Source organism: Chryseobacterium sp. SIMBA_029 (genome assembly GCF_046535275.1).
Lineage (GTDB): Bacteria > Bacteroidota > Bacteroidia > Flavobacteriales > Weeksellaceae > Chryseobacterium.
Window position 1 is genome coordinate 42,425 of record NZ_JAWRXA010000015.1, and the last position, 17,593, is coordinate 60,017.

A 17,593-nucleotide genomic window follows, 5' to 3' on the forward strand; every position below is an offset into this window, starting at 1 on the left:
TTTTTTCTTATATAACAATTTTTTTTATTTTTTAACAAAAATATTATCTTCTGTTAAAATAATTTCTTTCTCTTCTCCTATTGAGAACATATAGTCCTCAAGCACCTTTTCCGTAGTTCCTCTTAACCCTCTTGCTCCCAATCCTTTCTCCATAGTTTCTTCCACAATTTTATCAATAGCGCCATCTGTAAAAACCAAATTCGTGCCATCCATCTTAAAGAGTTCGATAAATTGATTCACAATTGAATTTTTAGGTTCTTTCATGATTCTTACCATCGTTTCTTTTGTGAGTTTATCGAGATAAGTAATGATTGGAAACCTACCCAAAAGTTCCGGAATTAATCCGAAAGAACGAAGATCGATTGCATTAATATTTGTTAATACATACTCATCTTCATCTACTTTATTGATTTTATCAAGGCTGAACCCGATAGCCTGCTTGTTCATTCTTCTTTCGATGATTTCTTTAATCCCGTCAAAAGCTCCACCTGCAATAAATAAGATATTTTGAGTGTTTACCTGGATATATTTCTGATCAGGGTGCTTTCTTCCACCTTGTGGCGGAACATTCACGATACTGCCTTCAAGCAATTTCAATAATCCCTGCTGAACTCCTTCTCCTGAAACGTCTCTGGTGATGCTTGGGTTATCAGATTTTCTTGCAATTTTATCGATCTCATCAATAAATACAATTCCTTTTTCTGCCTTTTCAACATCATAGTCCGCAACCATAAGAAGTCGTGACAAAATACTTTCCACATCTTCTCCTACATATCCTGCTTCTGTTAAAATCGTAGCATCTACGATACAAAACGGAACGTTCAATTCTCTGGCAATCGTTTTAGCGAGTAATGTTTTACCCGTTCCTGTTTCACCAATCATGATGATGTTTGATTTCTCAAGCTCTACTTCTCTATTTTCCGACTGGGCATGAAGAAGTCTTTTATAATGGTTGTAAACCGCAACCGAAAGTTGTTTTTTTGCCTGATCCTGTCCGATAACGTACTGATCAAGAAACACCTTAATCTCTTTCGGCTTTTTAAGCTCATCTACATTTTCTGCAACTGAAGATTCTGTTTTAGAAACCCCATCCTTTACAATCAAATGAGCCTGTTCGATACAGTTTTCACAAATAAAACCATTCTGGCCAGAAATCAGCATCTGTACTTCATTTCTTTTTCTGCCACAGAAAGAACATTGGTTTGAATTCATACTATAATATATATATATTAAAGAAAATCGTAAAAAGGGAATTTTACGATTTTCATATTTTTAAGAATTAATAATTGAGTTTTGAATCTCTGTATATTCTTCGTTTGTTAATTTTAATCTTTCATTTCTGAAGTTCATATCTTCCATTTTCTGTAAGGGAATCAAATGAATATGGGCGTGTGGAACTTCGAGACCAACTACTGCCACCCCTACTCTCACACAGGGTACTGCATTTTTAATTTTCTGGGCAACTTTCTGGGCAAATCCCCAAAGATTTTTGTATTCTTCACTTTCCAGATCAAAAATTAAATCAACTTCTTTTTTAGGAACTACTAAAGTATGTCCTTTCACTAAAGGCATTGCATCGAGGAATGCAATGTAATTTTCATCCTCAGCAATCGTATAAGAGGGAATTTCGCCGTTAATGATTTTTGTGAATATTGTACTCATGTATTTAGAAGTTAAATGTTTAGATGCTTAAAATTAGATTACAGAGTGATTTCCAATACCTCGAAAGATAATTTGTTTCCATTCGGTAAAACGATATTCGCTGTTTCACCAATGACTTTACCAAGCAATCCTTTTGCGATCGGTGTATTCACAGAAATTCTTCCTGTTTTCAGGTCGCTTTCGTTATCCGGTACCAAAGTAAATACCTGCTCCAGATTAGTGGCATTATTTTTAAGTCTCACAGTCGTTAAGATTGAAACTTTTGAAGTATCTAATTGGCTTTCATCTATAATTTTAGAAGTAGAAATAACATCTTTTAACTTTGAAATTCTCATTTCAAGCATTCCTTGAGCCTCTTTAGCCGCATCATATTCTGCATTTTCAGACAAATCTCCTTTATCTCTTGCTTCTGCGATCTGCATCGTTATTTTGGGTCTTTCCACAGTTTCCAACTGTTCCAGCTCAGCTTTCATTTTCTCTAATCCCTCCTTTGTAACATAGCTTGCCATAATTTTCAAAATTTAGTTTTAGTATAAAAAAATAATCCGACATTTGCCGGACAATGTTTTCGAGTTATAATCGTTTAATTTTTACAAATATATAAAAATTTAATTTGAAATGAAAAAAACTTTTTCAATATTATCTATTTTCATATTATTGATTATCAATAATTTAACTATAAATTCTTGTGGAAGCAGAGAAGAAACAGTAAGCTGCTTTCCCAGTAACCCAATTAATGTTACTTTAAACCTAAACCTACCTAACTACTTCCCTTTGAACCAGGTTGGAGGTTGGATTTATGTTAACGAGCAGCAGTCCGGTTCCAGAGGTCTGATTGTGGTAAGAGCTTCTGCCACCAGTTTCAAGGTGTACGACAGAAACGCCCCTCACATCTGCCCTGACAGCAATACAACCCTTGAAGTGAAAGACAATATAAGCATCAGATGTCCAAAAGATAATGCCACATGGATCCTTCTGACCGGACAGCCTACTGCCGTGACTTCTCTTCAGCCTAAGACTTATCCTTTCAATTATGATGACGTAAGTAAAATTTTAAATATCTATTATTAGTATGAAAGTTGTTGTACAGAGGGTTTCGGAAGCTGGTGTAAAAGTAGACGGAAAAACGGTTGGTGAAATAGGGAAAGGCTTTATGCTGCTGGTAGGAATTGATGAAAATGATGAAAAAACCGATGCCGATTGGCTGGTTCAGAAAATACTAAATCTCAGAGTTTTTGGAGATCAGGACGACAAACTCAATCTTTCGGTGATGGATATTTCAGGTGAAATCCTTTGTATAAGCCAATTTACGTTGATTGCCGACTACAAGAAAGGCAACCGTCCTTCTTTTATTAAAGCCGCAAAACCGGATAAGGCGATTCCTCTTTTTGATTATTTTAAAGAAGAAATAGCAAAATCAGGACTTAAAACTGCGAGTGGAATTTTCGGAGCAGATATGAAGGTATCTTTGGTAAATGACGGACCTGTAACCATTGTTATGGATTCCGTTACAAAAGCTTAAATTCGCAAAAAATATATTTACATTCAACAATGAAAAAAACGTTATTCACCTTAGCTCTTTTAGCAGGAGTACATCTTACATTCGCTCAGAAATCTTACACAGACGAGCAAAAAGCTTCTTATTACATTGGACTTGATATTGCTGAAAATATAAAAAAGCAAGGATTTACAGTAGACCCGGATCTTTTGGCTCAGGCTATAAAAGATGGATTTTCTGATAAGCCAACATTATTCCCAAAAGAAGAATTGGGAACATTCTTACAGGGTTTCATGCAGAAACAAGGCGAGAAAAAACAGGCACAGGCAAAAATACAGGCAGAAGAAAATAAGAAAAAAAGCGCAGAATTTTTTGCTAAAAACAAGCTAAACAAGAAAATAACAACCACTGCAAGCGGTTTACAATATGAAGTACTGAAAGAAGGAGACGGAAAAACAAAACCTACCATTTCAAGTACAGCTAATGTAACCTATACAGGAAAGCTGATGGATGGAACTGTTTTCGATTCTACAGATAAAAATGGCGGAAAACCCATCGAACTGAGCCTTTCCGGAGTTATAAAGGGCTGGACAGAAGGTATCCAACTGATGAACAAAGGTGCTAAGTACAGATTTTATATTCCATCCGATCTTGCGTACGGAGATAGTGGAGCAGGAAACGTAATTCCTCCCGGCGCAGCTCTTATTTTCGATATTGAGCTTATAGATTTTAAATAATTATTTTCTAAATAAAAAGTAAAAACGTCTTTCAAAAATTTTTGAAAGACGTTTTTTTAATACTTAACTTTTATACTTAATTTACTGGAACACTGTTGAAATTAAGTGATACTTTAATATTCATATCTGAACTCGTTTGATTCTTTAGTTCATAAACCGTTCTCACGGTAAGGCCTGTACTTTTTACTACCTCATCCAAAAATCCCGTATCATTCAGGTCAAGATTAAGGCTGTTAGAGTTTGAAGATATGTTGGATCTGGAAGCAACCAATCTTTCGTTTGTTCCTCCTGATGATATATAGACTTTAACTGATTTAAAAGCACTTAAATTTCCTCCTGAAGGAGAAGCTACGGATATTTTTGCTTCAGAAATTCTGACATCTTTAATTTTTGCATTGTTGTTTCCACCAAACCAGGTCTGCACATTGGTTGCTGTGGCAGTAGAAGAAACTTCTTTATCAGCAGGCACTCCCGTAGAAACCAACACATTGGCTGTGTATGGGAACGTATTCTGAACAAGAGACTGTACTGTTCCGCAGCTTACGAGTACTGCCGAAGCAGCAATTGCTGTTAAAAATATATTTTTCATAATGTTACACTTTACAGTAAAGGTTGCAGAAATTATACCAAATTACCGAAATCTTATTCTACGCTTACTGTAAAGCTACCTTTTGTATTTCCGGATGCCATATTGCTTTTTCCTATAATCAGCCAGACTTCTCCTTTCCCTGATATTTCATGAGTGATCTCTCTTCCGAAAGGACCGTCATAGTCTCCGTTCGGAAGTTTTATTTGATTAAAACGGATGTTAAAATCTTTTTCTTTGGTTGATATCTTTGCTTTAATATCAGACTTATCATAATGGGTTAATTTCAAAACCAGTTCCTGGCCATCTTCTGTAAACTCCTCCCCCAGCGTAAATGGAAGCTGTGAAGCATCTGCTGTTCGTATAATCTGTCCTGCTTTTTCGTTCCTCATGACTCCTTTTCGAAGTACTTCTTTGGTAGCCGGAGCATTGTTAATGATTGAATCTTTCATTTTTAGTGCTACAGAATCGGCTTTAGAAACTGCATCAGGCATTTCAGACACTGCCACAGAATCCTTGCTTGGCATTTCTGTTATATTAGGATCTTTTTTGCACGAAATAATAATCAATGGGATTAACAATAAGGATTTTTTCATAATAACTATTCTTTTAATGTTTCATAATAAAGATTTTTTGAAAGGAAAGTGGATGATTTCTTACCTTCAATTTTTCTTACTATTTTATTTTTTAGTGCTATATCATTTTTTTCATCAGCATATTTCAGTAAATACTTTTCACCAAAGTTAATATTCGCGAAATGATATTCCTCCGCAAAGTCACGGCGTTTCATATTTTGGGAAGTAATAATACCTCCCCAGTTGATATAACTGCAAGCCAAAATTGTTCCATAAAAGCACCAGGCCATGGTATTAAAGAGAAATACATTTCTTTTTTTCTTCTGAATTTTAATAAAAGTCAAAGCCAATCCTATTAAGGATAAAATTAAAAATGCAAAGACTCCCAGCCTTTTATAGGTAAGTCCGTAACTGATAATATATTCATAGTTTTTCGCCATTGCAGAAAATACCAGAACTGCATTGAGTGATATCCATATTTTGGCTAAAATTCTTAGAAAGCCGGCTTTAGGATCAAAATTAAAGGCAGACTTAAAATAAAACATAATCACCAGAATTGCCATTACAATCGATATGATTACAGCATTTACTCTCTCATGGGTTTCTTCTGAAAGCTGAACCGGGGTTTTGGAAACTTCATAAAATTGTTCGTAATTGTAAGTGACGATAAAGAAAATCAATAAAATATTTAAACAAAAGAATGAAACAACGCCACTCATCCTTTCAGCATCAAGATCGAGAAATGAGTACGTAGATTTCTGGATTTTATCTTTATCCTGAAAGTGATTATCCAGCATCCTGTTGTTTTTATAAATAAATCTTTCAACAGCATAATTCCAATAATTAAAGGCAATGAATAATCCCAGGATGGTAAGACCGAGTACCTGCCACACATTAATATCAAGTTCAAAATCTGTGAAAATACTGGCAAAATGATCACTTCCTGCAGAATAAATTCCAAAGAAAGCACTCAAGAGCACTAAGGGAATCAGCACAAAAGCTAATGTTTTCTGCCATATTCCTGAGACATTTCTCTTAGGCAGCCATGCATCAAAGTTGAATATCCTGAATACAGAAGTAAAACAATTGATTGCAAATACCGGAACCAGAAAAAGTATGGTCAGTCTTCTATTCCTGGATTTGAAAGAAAGCAATAAAAGTGAGGTTACCACTGCCAAAAATGAAGCAAAATCTCCATACCATGCAAAAGAGATACTGGAAATGATCCCTGCCGCAAAAAGAAGGTTGAAAACTTTCGTTTTATTCTTTTTTACTGTTTTGTAAAAAGTAAGCAGTGCATATACCACTCCCAGAATCCCTAGATTTAAACCCATATTTTCATCATAGAACAGGATGACAAATAGAAGGGTTGTAAGAAATATATAATGATGTGTTTTCATGATGTTGAGGATTAATTGATTAAAAAGATTGAAAGATTTAAGAATTAATGACAATTGAGAGATACAGGAGCGTTATGGGAATATTCAGGAGCATCAGCCATATAGAGTTCCCACTGTCTTTTCTTTCAGAAACATCGGTAAGAAACTCTATAAGTTCATACAACAGAATAAGGATATTAATTACCGCTACAGCCATTACATAATAAAAACCGCAAACCACAACGATGTCCGCCCGTGTGATAAGAAATAAGACCAACAGGCAGCTTCCCAATAACAGGAAAAAAAGAAAGGTATTTTTCCCAAGTGGACTGAATTGTATATTTCTCATATTATTAATAAAGAGCGGTTGTATTTTTCTGCTGGATAAAATCCTTAATGTGATCAAAATTCTGCCATAACAGACTTTCAAAATCCCAATGGTAAAACGGTTTCATATCCTGTCCTTTTTTGTAGGCTTTGATATACATTCTGAAGTATTCCGGAAGAATAAGGCTTCCCAATACGATTGCAGCAAGAAGATGAGCATTCAGTTTACCATTTCCCAGCAGGAGATACTGCATGGCAATCTCGTCCTCGAATTGAGTTCCGCATCCCGTAATAAGATGATGCACATCATGATTTTCCATTTTCGGGATCATTGAAAATCCATGGCGTTTATAGAATTCTCCTAATTTCCGTCCCAAGGAATCTTCCTGAAACTCGAGCAGCTGTTTTTCATTGAACTGCCACTGTCTTTTCTTCTTTTTAAAGTAGGTTCTGTATAATTTTTGAGTAATTCCGTACACAAAAAGTAAAAAGCTGACACGTAATTTTTTCATAATTTATTTTTTTAAAGGATACAAAAGCCTATCACGGCATACAAAATAGCAATAGGAATAAGAGTTAAAAGAGTTATAGCAGTATACACGCAGGCTTCCATTCTAGCTGTATTACAAAAGCCATAAACCAACAGTCCAAAAACTACTATCAGGTTGACCGCTGAGCCCAAAACAAGAAGTATAAAACCTGCGTTTTCAAAATCGTCATTCCTTGTGAACATATATCCAAAAAGACATATACTTCCCAGTAACAAAGAGAATCTGAAAATTACTTTACCCGTGTTTATAATATCTTTATCTTTCATCATGAGTAAGCTTGCGTTAAAGTAAAAACTGTAATTTCGGGACGAACCATAAACCTGACCTGGAAAGAATGACCTACAGCACGGTTGATATACAACATTCTCCCATCCTGAAGATCAATTTCCCCAGACACGTATTTTTTATTTTTCACAGGGAGAACCGGTGTAATTATGCCGGGGATCCTGCATTGCCCTCCGTGCGTGTGCCCGCTTAAAATCCATCCCTGATACCCGTTCCAGATATCTTTATCACATGCATCGGGATTGTGGCAGAGTACAATATTGGCTTTTGAAGAGTCATAGTCTTTCATTACTTCTGATGGATTAAAATTGGGAGACCACAGGTCTTCAAAGCCTATAAAATTCAGTCCATGACTTTCTTCCTGATTATTCTTGATCACGGTAATTCCAGAACTTTCCACAATGCTGCTAATATTCTCTGCACATTCAAGATCTTCCCAATTTTCCCCGTAATCATGGTTTCCTAATATTCCAAAAGTACCTAGCTTCCCCAATACAGCGTGCTTCATAACTGTCTTTAAGTCGTTACATTCCGAAGCTATTCCTGAATTGACAAAATCTCCTGTATAGACTACAAAATCGGGCTTAAATTGTTTGGCTTCCTGAAATGATTCTATCAAAAAGTTCCAATCGAAACGATTCCCGACATGAAGATCAGAGATCTGCATGAGTATTTTACCATGAAGATGCTCCGGCAGGTTTTTAACAGGAAGCTTTCTTTGAACAAATTCAATCCAAAACGGTTCAATCTGCCACGAATATAGCAACGGGAAACTTCCAAGGATGGAAAGCTGCAAAATCTTTTTTAAAAATGTTTTTCTATTCATTTGGTATATTTTAAACAAAGAACTTTGAATTACAAAGTAAAAATTCAAAAAAATATAGGGTTTACCGTCCTAATAATTTTTCCAAGGCATCAAGATGTTCTGTAAATGCCTGTCTTCCATTTTGGGTAACGCGGTACGATGTTTTTGGTTTTTTTCCTACAAATTCTTTTTTCACTTCAATATAGCTTGCTTTTTCCAGAGCTGTGCTGTGGCTCGCCAGATTACCGTCCGTAATTTCCAGTAATCCTTTCATTTCAGAAAAATCAACCCAGTCGTTGACCATAAGAACGGACATAATTCCCAATCTTACACGGCTTTCGAATTCTTTGTTGAGCTGATTGATGTTAATCACTATTTTGAATTTTTAATTAATAAATTAAAGGTTGATCTATTAAATATTGATCTGATGAGAACAATACCTTATGCTGTATGCCTTATAGAAGTTTATTTATATTTTTTATGCATTATTGATCCGTATACTATATGAAGAACGCCAAAGCCTATTGCCCAAAATAACAATCCCCAACCGAGAAAGAATAAAGAAACCAATCCTAAAACAATCTGGCAGTATCCCAGATATTTAACATCTGTTAAAGTATACCGTTCGGCACTTACTAATGCTAAACCGTAAAATATTAAAGTTGCCGGTGCTATCCATACGAAAAGATGGTGAAAAAGCAGTGCCAGGCAAAAAATACCTCCGGTAATTAAAGGTACTACGAAAGTAACTAAAAGACGCTTGGTGGTAGCATCCCAAATCTTCAGTCCTTTCTTTCTGCTCTTATTGGCTGTGAAAATATATCCACTCAATAAAGCCACAAATAAAATCAAGGCTCCAATAATGACAAGTTCACGAACCAGTTCCGGTTGGTAGATATTTCTGTCTCCATCAAAATAACTTATTCCTTCCCTCTTCAACACAAAATATACATATCCGGCACCAATGAGTGCTGTCAGCCCTGCAACAACACCGGATAATCCACTTAATGAAATGAATCTGGAAGAACGCTCCATCATGGAACGGATATGAGATAAATCTTCGTGATAGTTTTTTGTCTCCATATAAAGAACTTTGAAATACAAAGTTAGAATTTATTTTTAATCCTCCAATATTTTTTTTACGTTTTGATAAAATAATTTCATGATATAAAAAAAGAACCCTGCTAAAAAGCAGGATTCTAAAAAAAAATATTAAAATTTGTGTAAAATTTATAATGGGTTTTGAACAATAAGCGGGTTAGCATTGATCTCCGTCCTTGGAATAAGATATTCCCAACGTGGATCAGTGTTCGCAACCGTAATAACATTATTGTCCACTACCGTTGAATGGTTGGCTCCAGTTCTATCTAATCCTTGATTTAATCTTTTCAGATCAAGGAATCTGAATCCTTCGCCCCATAATTCCATTCTTCTGCTGTTCAGAACTTCTGTGATATAAGCAGCGCCTGTAGTTGTAGCTCCTGTATAAGCATCATTTCTCTTTTTAGTAAGCTCATTGAAGACCACTTTTGATCCCGTTTCATCACCAGCTTTAGCTTTAGCCTCAGCTTCGATAAGATACATCTCAGCAGCTCTCATGTAAGGTACATCCATTCTGCTGTCTGAAGCACTTACTGATAGGAATTTCTGGCTGGTATATGCAAATTTAGAATAAGCAGAAGATAAAGCAACTGCCGGTATCGTTGGGGTTATCGAAGTTGGAGCTACTCCCAAATGGTTACCTAGAGGATCAACGACCAGCCTTCTTACATCAGTACTTGGGAACATTGCATAAAGTTTGCTATTCATTGCTTTAGGAGCCTGTCTGATATTCGTAGAGTTATAGTTTCTCGACATATAGGCTCCAAAGTTTCCGAAGTAATCTGTCTGATCTGCAATGATAGTCGCACCCCAAAGCCATTCTGCATTTCCTTCCAGGTTATTAAAACCAGACGCATAAGTAGCACTACTCATTAAATCAAATCCAGTTCTTGCAAGTTTAGCAGAAGATGCGGCCAACGCATAGTTTCCTTGAGTCAAAGCAATTCTCGCTCTTAATCCCAATACTACTTTATCATTAAAATGAGATTTTGTTGCTCTCGAACCGTTTAATCTTGATAATGCTTCCGCTAAATCACTGTTAATTTGTGTGTATACTTCTTCAACGGTATTTCTTGCCATTGGAACTTCGTCTGCCACTAATTTAATAGGAACTCCTAACTGACTATTTGTTGTATTAGGAACATATCTTTTTCCGTATAGCTGCACCAGCATATAATATGAAAAAGCTCTGAATGCAAACGCTTCTCCAATAGCCATTTTAACTGTAGTAGCATCAGCAGCCGTTGGTACAGGAACATTAGGACCATTAGCGATCACCAGGTTAGCATTTCTGATTAAGGCATAATAAAATTGATAAGGAAAAAAATCATTGGTTGCATTTTCATTTACCTGATCCTGCCATCTTACCGTAGAGATATACCAGCCATTCCCCGTAGAAGGAAACACAAGATCTTCTCCTAGGGCATCCATCATAATCATAATACCACCCTGACCATTCTGACCCTGATTAGCATTCTGTCTTGTATACAAATTCCTATGCATTCCGTTAATGATTGCCATAAGGTTGGAAGCACTTGAGTATGCAGCATCTTCGGGCACCGCAATGGTAGTATCTGTTTCTAAATAATCACTTTTACAAGAAGTGAGCGCTAATGTGAGCACTGCAGCGGAAAGCACTGCCAATTTTTTATAATGTTTTGTAATATTTTTCATAATTGAATTTTTAGAATGACAAGTTAAATCCTATGGTTACAATTCTAGCCGGAGAATATCTGTTGGTCGTTGTTCCATTGAAAGCCTGAGAAGGCTCCAATCCTTTTCTAGCTGTTTTGCTCCAAAGATTTTCTCCTGATACCATTAGTTTTAAACCGGATAATCCAAACCTTGAAATCATTTCCGGATTGAAACTATACGTTAAATTTGCTTGTCTGAAAGTAATAAAATCTGATTTTACCAGCCATCTGCTTGAAGCTGCGTTAGAACTTGTATAAGTAGATGAATTCAATGCCGGTGTATCCGTAATTTGTCCAGGAGTTGTCCATCTATTCAAGATATCTGTACTTAATGCCCCTCCCTGAGAATAACTTGACATCAAAGAAGCATAGTTAGAGTCGTAGGTTTTACCTCCTAACTGATACGTAAACATTGCAGAAACAGACCAGTTCTTATAGGTAAATGATGTACCGAAACTTCCAAATAAATCAGGAATTGCCGTCCCGGAATAATCATACTTCGCTTTATTGAAGTTGGTCGTCACCTTTGTTCCGTTAACAGTTCTGATATCGGTAGCTGTTGTATTAGCAAAGGCATCCGCTACTAAGAATAAAGGAGAACCGTCTGCGGGATCTACTCCATACCATTGTCTCAACCAGTAATCATAAACAGAATGTCCTACAGAAATTTTCTTAGTTCCATTAATAATCTCAGTGATTCCGTTAGACAATCCTGTGATTTGGTTTTTAAGAGTTGAAGCATTCGCATTTAGACTCCAAGTGAAGTTTTCATTTTTGATTACATCTCCACCGATAGTAATTTCAAAACCACGGTTGTACATCGTTCCAACATTTCTGCTGATATTATTGTTTGGAACCCCTGAAGATACAGGCGTTGGTACCGGGAAGATCAAATCAGATGTAGTTCTGTTATAATATTCAACCGAACCATTAATTCTGTTGTTGAAGAATCCAAAATCAAGCCCTACATCACTTTGTTTATTAGTTTCCCATGTAATAGTAGGATCTGCAAGGAATCCGAATAATATTCCCGGCTCATTCGCATTATTATACCCTAAGCTGAATGTATTCTTATACATATAGTAGCTGTTGGTACCGTCATTTCCTACTTCTCCGTAAGAACCTCGTAATTTCAAATCACTAATAAGGTTAGACTCTTTCAGGAAATCTTCTCCTTTGATTCTCCATCCTGCCCCTACAGACCAGAAAGAATTCCATCTTACATCTTTGCTGAATCTGGATGAAGCATCCCAACGGATAGATCCTGATAATAGGTATTTAGAATCATAATCGTAATTCAATCTTGAGAAAACACTTTCTTTTCTATAGTTATCCGTTTGTGAAGTCAGAGATGTAGGGGTAACAAAATTGATCAACTCATCATTGTTATCCACTGTTTGTCCCTGCTTATATCCATACATATATTCATAGATATATTTATAGTTTTCATGACCTAATAAAAATTCAAAATTATGAGATCCGAATTTTCTTTTGTAGTTCAACAACTGGTTCCATGTAATCGTCTGTTCTGTATAGGTGGTTTTTTCAGCAGCACCTCCTGGAGCAGCATCTCCGATCACTTTATTGATATATCTGCTTCTTCTGTTATTTCGGATATCATACCCAACATTAGTGGATAGGGTTAAATAAGGATCTACCTTAATTTCCGCATAGGCTCTTGAAATGATATAATAATTTTTAGAAATATCTTTATTCAGAAGTGTTTCCTGAATAATATTTCTTCCCGCCGCTGCATCAGCACCTCTTGCATTTCCTGCATCATACACTATGTTTCCAAATGCATCGTACATGGTTGCAAAGGTGGTAGGATCATGAGCATAAGGACTGTAAATTGGTCCCATAGTTCTGGTCCATGCATACGGATTAATATAGGCAGAATTATTATCTGCTCCATCTACAGAGTTATTTCCATTGGATGAAACCGCACTGATACTGGTTCCTACTTTAAGCCAGTTTTTAACCTGAGAATCTACTTTTAATCTGGCTGTAAATCTTTCAAAATCAGATTTAATAAGATATCCGGTTTCGTTGGTATAACTTACAGAAGAAAAATAAGTAGTTTTATTTGTTCCTCCACTGTAGTTTAATTCATAATTCTGTCTGAATCCGGTATTGAACAACGGCCCCTGCCAGTCTAAATCTGTATATCTTAATTGAGCATTGGGATTTAAAATTCCATTTATGACTAATTGATTATCAGCTACATTAAAAATATTTGTTTTTAAAACACCTGAAATCAAATTGGCTGTAGCATAATTGTTTGCATCTGTTATAGTACTACCCGGAACAGCAGTCAGACGTCCATTTCTCATGGCTTCCCAGATAAGAGGATAGTATTGAGCGGCATTCACCCTGCTATATTCAGGGATTGCTCTTCCCACATATCCCGTACTCATACTGAAGCTTAAAGCATCAGCACCTTTTTTTCCTGTTTTCGTTGTGATCAAAACAACACCATTAGCTGCTGCAGAACCATACAGTGAAGTAGAAGCTGCATCTTTCAAGATGTTAAATGATGCAATATCATTCGGGTTAAGTGCTGAAAGCGCTCCTGTAAAGATCACACCATCTACTACATATAGGGGTGCTGTAGAGATGCCGTAAGACCCGATACCTCTAATCTGAATACTAGGTGATGCTCCCGGCTGGCCCGTACTGGTACTTACTTTCACCCCCGCACTCGCTCCATCTATTGCCTGAGCAATGTTAGAAATCGGGCGGTCTGCAAACTGTTTTGCTTTCACTTCTGTATTGGAGCCTACTAACGTTTCCTTCTTCTGGGATCCATAAGCAACAATAACAACCTCATCTATTTTTTGCTCACCAATCGTATCTTTTTTAGACCGTTGAGCTTCAACCGCCTGCCCTCCTGCGAAGAAGAGAACAGCAGTAGTTATTAAAGACAATCGTAATTTCATATTAACAAATTTTAATATTAACCTGGCAAATATGTTAATAAATATTAACATATACAAATATTTGTTAATTTTTTAAATAATTAGTATCCATATAAGACAATTATACCAAGTAAAATAATTAAATCAATCAATTGATTAACGGTTCAATATTAACAAAACTAACAATCGTTCGTTTATTTTTGTTTTTTAGCCATAAAAAAGGCCGTTGAACGAGTTCAACGGCCTTTTTAAAATGCTCATTCAGAAGCTATTTCGTTCTCAATTTTTCTTTAATGGTTTCAATATTTTTCTTCGCCGATTCTTCCAATATCAGACTTGCGCTCATATGAATTCTTGCAGGCATCAATTCATTAAAATGGTCTGTTCCTTCCCAGGAAACCTTTTTGATCAATGCAAGTGCATCACTGCTTCTGGAAGCTAAAGTCTGTAGAAATTTCTCCAGCTTCACGTCCATTTCTTCAATATTTTCTGAAACAGAATGATAAACATTATGCTGTTCTGCCCATGCTGCAGATCTGAAATCCGCATCAATAGCCATTGCAGAGAACTGTGATTTACCAATTTTTCTTTCAACATAAGGTCCAATAACGAATGGTCCGATTCCTAAATTGATCTCCGTTAGGGCTAAAGCAGCATCTTTAGTAGCAAAACAATAATCTGCACCGCAGGCAATGCCTACTCCTCCACCGGTTGTTTTTCCCTGAACTCTTACCACAACTATTTTCCCGCAATTTTTCATGGCGTTCAATACTTTTGCAAAACCTCCGAAAAATTTCGTTGAATTTTCCAGTTCATTAATAGCCAAAAGTTCATCAAAGCTTGCTCCTGCACAGAAAGCTTTCTCGCCTTCACTTTTTACTACAATAGCTTTTACCTCATCTTTAGCGCCTTCATCTAAAATAGTCTGCGCCAGTTTTTCTAAAATAGCTCCCGGCAGTGAATTGCTTTTTGGGGTTCCAAATGTAATTTCGGCAATATTGTTTTTAATTTCTGATGCTACGAATTCGTTCATTTTTATTTTAATTGGATTTATACAAAAATACTAAATACGGCTGTTTCAGAAAGAATTAAAGCGTATAAAATTAAATTGCTTTACTACATCGCTTATTTCATCATCAGTATAAATACGGAAAGACCAATTTGGTATTTTCTACTCTACTACCGCCCTGTTTTATATTGTTCCTTTGACTTGTTAATAAAACCTAAAGGCGGAATCCGAAAAGCCAATATAAGAGTAGGAAATGTATAACTGAAAAAATATTTACCATGGACGAAATGATCGGAGTTATTAAATTATTTGCTGGCAACTTTGCACCCAAAGGTTACCTGATGTGCGATGGAAGTTTATTAGCTATTCAAAGCAATTCTGCACTTTTCTCAATTTTAGGGACTACCTATGGTGGCGACGGTGTAAGAAATTTTGCTTTACCCAATTTACAAGGACGTTATCCTATAGGAGCAGGAAATGTAAATGCAAATGAATATTATCCTTTAGGAACACAGGCGGGTACCACTCAGACAACTCTTAATCAGCAGAATCTACCCAGCTTCATCAGCCAAATAAAGGTTGCCAATACCAATGCCAATGCTGTAACCCCTTCTGCTACTTCATCAATTGCTATCACAGGAACCCCGAATGGTAGAGAATTCAATCCTGTACCTAGTTTTGTAGATGGTGATCCTAACACAACGATCAATGCAAAATCAGTTTCTTTTACAGGTCAGAATCTACCCATCAATAATATGCCTCCATACTTAGGATTAAATTATATCATCTGCATATCAGGTATTTATCCTTCAAGACCATAAATTTTGAAAACAACAACGTACTAAAAAAATTAACAACTGAAAAAACTATTTTATCATGGAAGAATTAATGGGCACAATCAAATTATTCGCAGGAAACTTTGCACCTAGAGGTTTTTTATTATGCAACGGAGCTTTATTAAGCATCGCAAACAATACTGCACTTTTTTCAATTTTAGGAACTACCTACGGTGGCGATGGTCAAACGACTTTTGCATTACCTAACCTTAACGGGCGCTATCCTATTGGATCAGGAAACTCAAGCACTGGAAAGTCATATGAACTTGGTGAAATGTCGGGTTCTGCACAAACAACACTACTTAATTCAAACTTACCAAGCTTTACAAGCCAGGTAAAAGTAGCCAACGTTAATGCTAATTCTACGACACCATCTGCCAATTCTTCTTTAGCCATTACAGGCATCCCAAACGGAAGAGAATTTAGTCCTATACCAAGTTATGTAGATGGTGATCCTGATACTGTAATTAATCCAAGATCTGTTTCCTTTATCGGTCAGAATTTGCCGATCAACAATATGCCTCCTTATTTAGGGCTAAACTACATTATTTGTGTAGAAGGTATTTATCCTTCAAGGCCATAAACAAGAATTTATAAACAACCTAAAAATTAAAATCATGAAAAGAACTACTTTTTTTACGATTTGTAGTCTGCTCATTTCCCTTTTCACCTTCGCGCAGACAAGTACAGAAGTATTCGAAACTGAATCCAGTGGAAGTACGAGTTTCACAGATAACGGCGTAATCTTTAATATCATTTCGCATAATGCTCCGGCTTCGCTTTTTGACATTGGAAACTTCGCCAACACAGGATGGAACGGTACAGCGAATGACAACAGATATATTGATAATACAGGAACTGCAACACTGGCCAATGCCAACGTTTCTTTTAGTATAAAAACCACTTCAAATTTGTTTAAAGTCAACAGATTCTGGGTGTTTTTAGCCAATTATCTTATTAACCAAAATGCTGCGGGTACGCTTACCATTACAGGTAAACTGTCTGGTGTCACTAAGTTTACCCAAACTAAAAGCAATGGCTTTGCAACATCTTTGGGAACTACCAACGGGTATACATTGATTGATCTGACCAACCTGAACGGGCAAAACTATTCGAACATTATTATTGATCAGCTTCAACTGACTATTGGTGGAGATTATCGTTATCTTGGTGTTGATGCCTTTACCTGGGTAAAAGATACGGGTGTAGTTTTAGCTACTGGCGAAACAAAAGCCTCATCGAAAACAATGAGTGTTTATCCTAATCCTACTAAAGGAGTCTTTACCATCAAAACGGATGAAAGCTCAAAGGCAGAAATGTATGATCAGACCGGAAAACTTGTGAAAACTCTGGAAGTAAAAAAGGGAGTGAATGAATCCAACATTACTGAATTACCGAAAGGAGTATATATTCTTAAAACCTTATCAGAATCTCATAAAATCATTAAAGATTAATACGAAGCATTTCATTGTAGCAGTCTGCTTTCTGAATAAATAAACAATAACCATGAAAACTTTATTCTCTCAATGAGCAGTCATGATATGAACAAAAATGCACTCAATGTTTCTACTGTATTATAAAAACGCTTGTAAACAGTATGAAAAAGATTCAGCTTCCCTGCGATTCTAAT

The 17,593-nt window shown here is 36.1% G+C and carries 21 protein-coding genes; 6 read left to right on the forward strand and 15 right to left on the reverse strand.

What is annotated here, in order from left to right; genetic code table 11:
- Window positions 1-24: 24 nt before the first annotated feature.
- Genes clpX through greA form a run of 3 tightly spaced genes read right to left on the reverse strand, consistent with a single transcriptional unit; the run spans window position 25 to window position 2,171 of the window.
- The gene (clpX, locus tag SB679_RS21625; RefSeq protein ID WP_034712659.1) at window positions 25-1,212 is read right to left on the reverse strand and encodes an ATP-dependent Clp protease ATP-binding subunit ClpX; all 1,188 of its coding nucleotides are present in this window, start codon (window positions 1,210-1,212) and stop codon (window positions 25-27) included.
- A gap of 60 nt (window positions 1,213-1,272) precedes the next feature.
- Window positions 1,273-1,662, reverse strand: coding sequence for an HIT family protein (locus tag SB679_RS21630; RefSeq protein WP_410704372.1), 390 nt, complete (start codon window positions 1,660-1,662; stop codon window positions 1,273-1,275).
- A gap of 38 nt (window positions 1,663-1,700) precedes the next feature.
- Complete coding sequence (gene greA / locus SB679_RS21635) at window positions 1,701-2,171, reverse strand: transcription elongation factor GreA (RefSeq protein ID WP_034712663.1); 471 nt, start codon at window positions 2,169-2,171, stop codon at window positions 1,701-1,703.
- A gap of 109 nt (window positions 2,172-2,280) precedes the next feature.
- On the opposite strand from greA, the gene SB679_RS21640 reads away from it, so the two are divergent.
- Genes SB679_RS21640 through SB679_RS21650 form a run of 3 tightly spaced genes read left to right on the forward strand, consistent with a single transcriptional unit; the run spans window position 2,281 to window position 3,897 of the window.
- Complete coding sequence (locus SB679_RS21640; protein ID WP_410704373.1) at window positions 2,281-2,733, forward strand: hypothetical protein; 453 nt, start codon at window positions 2,281-2,283, stop codon at window positions 2,731-2,733.
- A gap of 1 nt (window position 2,734) precedes the next feature.
- Window positions 2,735-3,184 carry a D-aminoacyl-tRNA deacylase gene (dtd, locus tag SB679_RS21645; protein ID WP_410704374.1) on the forward strand — a complete coding sequence of 150 codons (450 nt, stop codon included), beginning with the start codon at window positions 2,735-2,737 and terminating at the stop codon, window positions 3,182-3,184.
- Between the two features lie 29 nt (window positions 3,185-3,213).
- On the forward strand, window positions 3,214-3,897 hold the full coding sequence (locus tag SB679_RS21650; protein WP_410704375.1) for an FKBP-type peptidyl-prolyl cis-trans isomerase: 684 nt from the start codon (window positions 3,214-3,216) through the stop codon (window positions 3,895-3,897).
- Between the two features lie 76 nt (window positions 3,898-3,973).
- Here the strand turns inward: SB679_RS21650 and SB679_RS21655 are convergent, their stop codons facing one another.
- From SB679_RS21655 to SB679_RS21710, 12 genes are all read right to left on the reverse strand, one after another.
- Complete coding sequence (locus SB679_RS21655; protein ID WP_410704376.1) at window positions 3,974-4,486, reverse strand: hypothetical protein; 513 nt, start codon at window positions 4,484-4,486, stop codon at window positions 3,974-3,976.
- A 53-nt stretch (window positions 4,487-4,539) separates the two neighbouring features.
- Window positions 4,540-5,079, reverse strand: a complete 540-nt coding sequence (locus SB679_RS21660; RefSeq protein ID WP_410704377.1) for a hypothetical protein — start codon at window positions 5,077-5,079, stop codon at window positions 4,540-4,542.
- 5 nt (window positions 5,080-5,084) lie between these two features.
- On the reverse strand, window positions 5,085-6,458 hold the full coding sequence (locus SB679_RS21665; RefSeq protein WP_410704378.1) for a DUF4153 domain-containing protein: 1,374 nt from the start codon (window positions 6,456-6,458) through the stop codon (window positions 5,085-5,087).
- A gap of 37 nt (window positions 6,459-6,495) precedes the next feature.
- Window positions 6,496-6,786: a hypothetical protein gene (locus SB679_RS21670; protein WP_410704379.1), complete on the reverse strand. Its 291-nt coding sequence runs from the start codon at window positions 6,784-6,786 to the stop codon at window positions 6,496-6,498.
- 4 nt (window positions 6,787-6,790) lie between these two features.
- Window positions 6,791-7,276 (reverse strand): Coq4 family protein, encoded by a 486-nt coding sequence (locus SB679_RS21675; RefSeq protein ID WP_410704380.1) that lies wholly within the window; start codon window positions 7,274-7,276, stop codon window positions 6,791-6,793.
- A gap of 11 nt (window positions 7,277-7,287) precedes the next feature.
- Window positions 7,288-7,584 carry a hypothetical protein gene (locus tag SB679_RS21680; RefSeq protein ID WP_410704381.1) on the reverse strand — a complete coding sequence of 99 codons (297 nt, stop codon included), beginning with the start codon at window positions 7,582-7,584 and terminating at the stop codon, window positions 7,288-7,290.
- Entirely contained in the window at window positions 7,581-8,426 is an 846-nt protein-coding gene (locus tag SB679_RS21685; RefSeq protein ID WP_410704382.1) for a metallophosphoesterase, read from the reverse strand. Before SB679_RS21685 ends, SB679_RS21680 begins: the two co-directional genes overlap by 4 nt.
- A gap of 61 nt (window positions 8,427-8,487) precedes the next feature.
- On the reverse strand, window positions 8,488-8,778 hold the full coding sequence (locus SB679_RS21690; protein ID WP_410704383.1) for a winged helix-turn-helix domain-containing protein: 291 nt from the start codon (window positions 8,776-8,778) through the stop codon (window positions 8,488-8,490).
- A gap of 92 nt (window positions 8,779-8,870) precedes the next feature.
- Window positions 8,871-9,488 carry a hypothetical protein gene (locus SB679_RS21695; protein WP_410704384.1) on the reverse strand — a complete coding sequence of 206 codons (618 nt, stop codon included), beginning with the start codon at window positions 9,486-9,488 and terminating at the stop codon, window positions 8,871-8,873.
- 147 nt (window positions 9,489-9,635) lie between these two features.
- Window positions 9,636-11,180 (reverse strand): RagB/SusD family nutrient uptake outer membrane protein, encoded by a 1,545-nt coding sequence (locus tag SB679_RS21700; RefSeq protein WP_410704385.1) that lies wholly within the window; start codon window positions 11,178-11,180, stop codon window positions 9,636-9,638.
- 10 nt (window positions 11,181-11,190) lie between these two features.
- A complete protein-coding gene (locus SB679_RS21705; protein WP_410704386.1) occupies window positions 11,191-14,139 on the reverse strand; it encodes a SusC/RagA family TonB-linked outer membrane protein in 2,949 nt (982 codons plus the stop codon).
- Between the two features lie 247 nt (window positions 14,140-14,386).
- Window positions 14,387-15,151, reverse strand: a complete 765-nt coding sequence (locus SB679_RS21710; RefSeq protein WP_410704387.1) for an enoyl-CoA hydratase/isomerase family protein — start codon at window positions 15,149-15,151, stop codon at window positions 14,387-14,389.
- 254 nt (window positions 15,152-15,405) lie between these two features.
- Between SB679_RS21710 and SB679_RS21715 the strand changes: the two genes are divergently transcribed.
- Genes SB679_RS21715 through SB679_RS21725 form a run of 3 tightly spaced genes read left to right on the forward strand, consistent with a single transcriptional unit; the run spans window position 15,406 to window position 17,417 of the window.
- The gene (locus tag SB679_RS21715) at window positions 15,406-15,948 is read left to right on the forward strand and encodes a phage tail protein (protein WP_410704388.1); all 543 of its coding nucleotides are present in this window, start codon (window positions 15,406-15,408) and stop codon (window positions 15,946-15,948) included.
- 55 nt (window positions 15,949-16,003) lie between these two features.
- Entirely contained in the window at window positions 16,004-16,546 is a 543-nt protein-coding gene (locus SB679_RS21720; RefSeq protein WP_317741796.1) for a phage tail protein, read from the forward strand.
- Between the two features lie 34 nt (window positions 16,547-16,580).
- A complete protein-coding gene (locus SB679_RS21725; protein WP_410704389.1) occupies window positions 16,581-17,417 on the forward strand; it encodes a T9SS type A sorting domain-containing protein in 837 nt (278 codons plus the stop codon).
- The last annotated feature ends 176 nt before the right edge of the window (window positions 17,418-17,593 follow it).

What these genes read in the sequence shown, in the direction of transcription:
- greA (WP_034712663.1), bottom strand. Translation starts at nt 2,171, where the DNA reads ATGGCAAGCTATGTTACAAAGGAGGGATTAGAGAAAATGAAAGCTGAG.
- SB679_RS21665 (WP_410704378.1), bottom strand. Translation starts at nt 6,458, where the DNA reads ATGAAAACACATCATTATATATTTCTTACAACCCTTCTATTTGTCATC.
- SB679_RS21675 (WP_410704380.1), bottom strand. Translation starts at nt 7,276, where the DNA reads ATGAAAAAATTACGTGTCAGCTTTTTACTTTTTGTGTACGGAATTACT.
- dtd (WP_410704374.1), top strand. Translation starts at nt 2,735, where the DNA reads ATGAAAGTTGTTGTACAGAGGGTTTCGGAAGCTGGTGTAAAAGTAGAC.
- SB679_RS21655 (WP_410704376.1), bottom strand. Translation starts at nt 4,486, where the DNA reads ATGAAAAATATATTTTTAACAGCAATTGCTGCTTCGGCAGTACTCGTA.
- SB679_RS21700 (WP_410704385.1), bottom strand. Translation starts at nt 11,180, where the DNA reads ATGAAAAATATTACAAAACATTATAAAAAATTGGCAGTGCTTTCCGCT.
- SB679_RS21695 (WP_410704384.1), bottom strand. Translation starts at nt 9,488, where the DNA reads ATGGAGACAAAAAACTATCACGAAGATTTATCTCATATCCGTTCCATG.
- SB679_RS21705 (WP_410704386.1), bottom strand. Translation starts at nt 14,139, where the DNA reads ATGAAATTACGATTGTCTTTAATAACTACTGCTGTTCTCTTCTTCGCA.
- SB679_RS21640 (WP_410704373.1), top strand. Translation starts at nt 2,281, where the DNA reads ATGAAAAAAACTTTTTCAATATTATCTATTTTCATATTATTGATTATC.
- SB679_RS21650 (WP_410704375.1), top strand. Translation starts at nt 3,214, where the DNA reads ATGAAAAAAACGTTATTCACCTTAGCTCTTTTAGCAGGAGTACATCTT.
- SB679_RS21685 (WP_410704382.1), bottom strand. Translation starts at nt 8,426, where the DNA reads ATGAATAGAAAAACATTTTTAAAAAAGATTTTGCAGCTTTCCATCCTT.
- SB679_RS21710 (WP_410704387.1), bottom strand. Translation starts at nt 15,151, where the DNA reads ATGAACGAATTCGTAGCATCAGAAATTAAAAACAATATTGCCGAAATT.
- SB679_RS21720 (WP_317741796.1), top strand. Translation starts at nt 16,004, where the DNA reads ATGGAAGAATTAATGGGCACAATCAAATTATTCGCAGGAAACTTTGCA.
- SB679_RS21680 (WP_410704381.1), bottom strand. Translation starts at nt 7,584, where the DNA reads ATGATGAAAGATAAAGATATTATAAACACGGGTAAAGTAATTTTCAGA.
- clpX (WP_034712659.1), bottom strand. Translation starts at nt 1,212, where the DNA reads ATGAATTCAAACCAATGTTCTTTCTGTGGCAGAAAAAGAAATGAAGTA.
- SB679_RS21715 (WP_410704388.1), top strand. Translation starts at nt 15,406, where the DNA reads ATGGACGAAATGATCGGAGTTATTAAATTATTTGCTGGCAACTTTGCA.
- SB679_RS21670 (WP_410704379.1), bottom strand. Translation starts at nt 6,786, where the DNA reads ATGAGAAATATACAATTCAGTCCACTTGGGAAAAATACCTTTCTTTTT.
- SB679_RS21630 (WP_410704372.1), bottom strand. Translation starts at nt 1,662, where the DNA reads ATGAGTACAATATTCACAAAAATCATTAACGGCGAAATTCCCTCTTAT.
- SB679_RS21660 (WP_410704377.1), bottom strand. Translation starts at nt 5,079, where the DNA reads ATGAAAAAATCCTTATTGTTAATCCCATTGATTATTATTTCGTGCAAA.
- SB679_RS21725 (WP_410704389.1), top strand. Translation starts at nt 16,581, where the DNA reads ATGAAAAGAACTACTTTTTTTACGATTTGTAGTCTGCTCATTTCCCTT.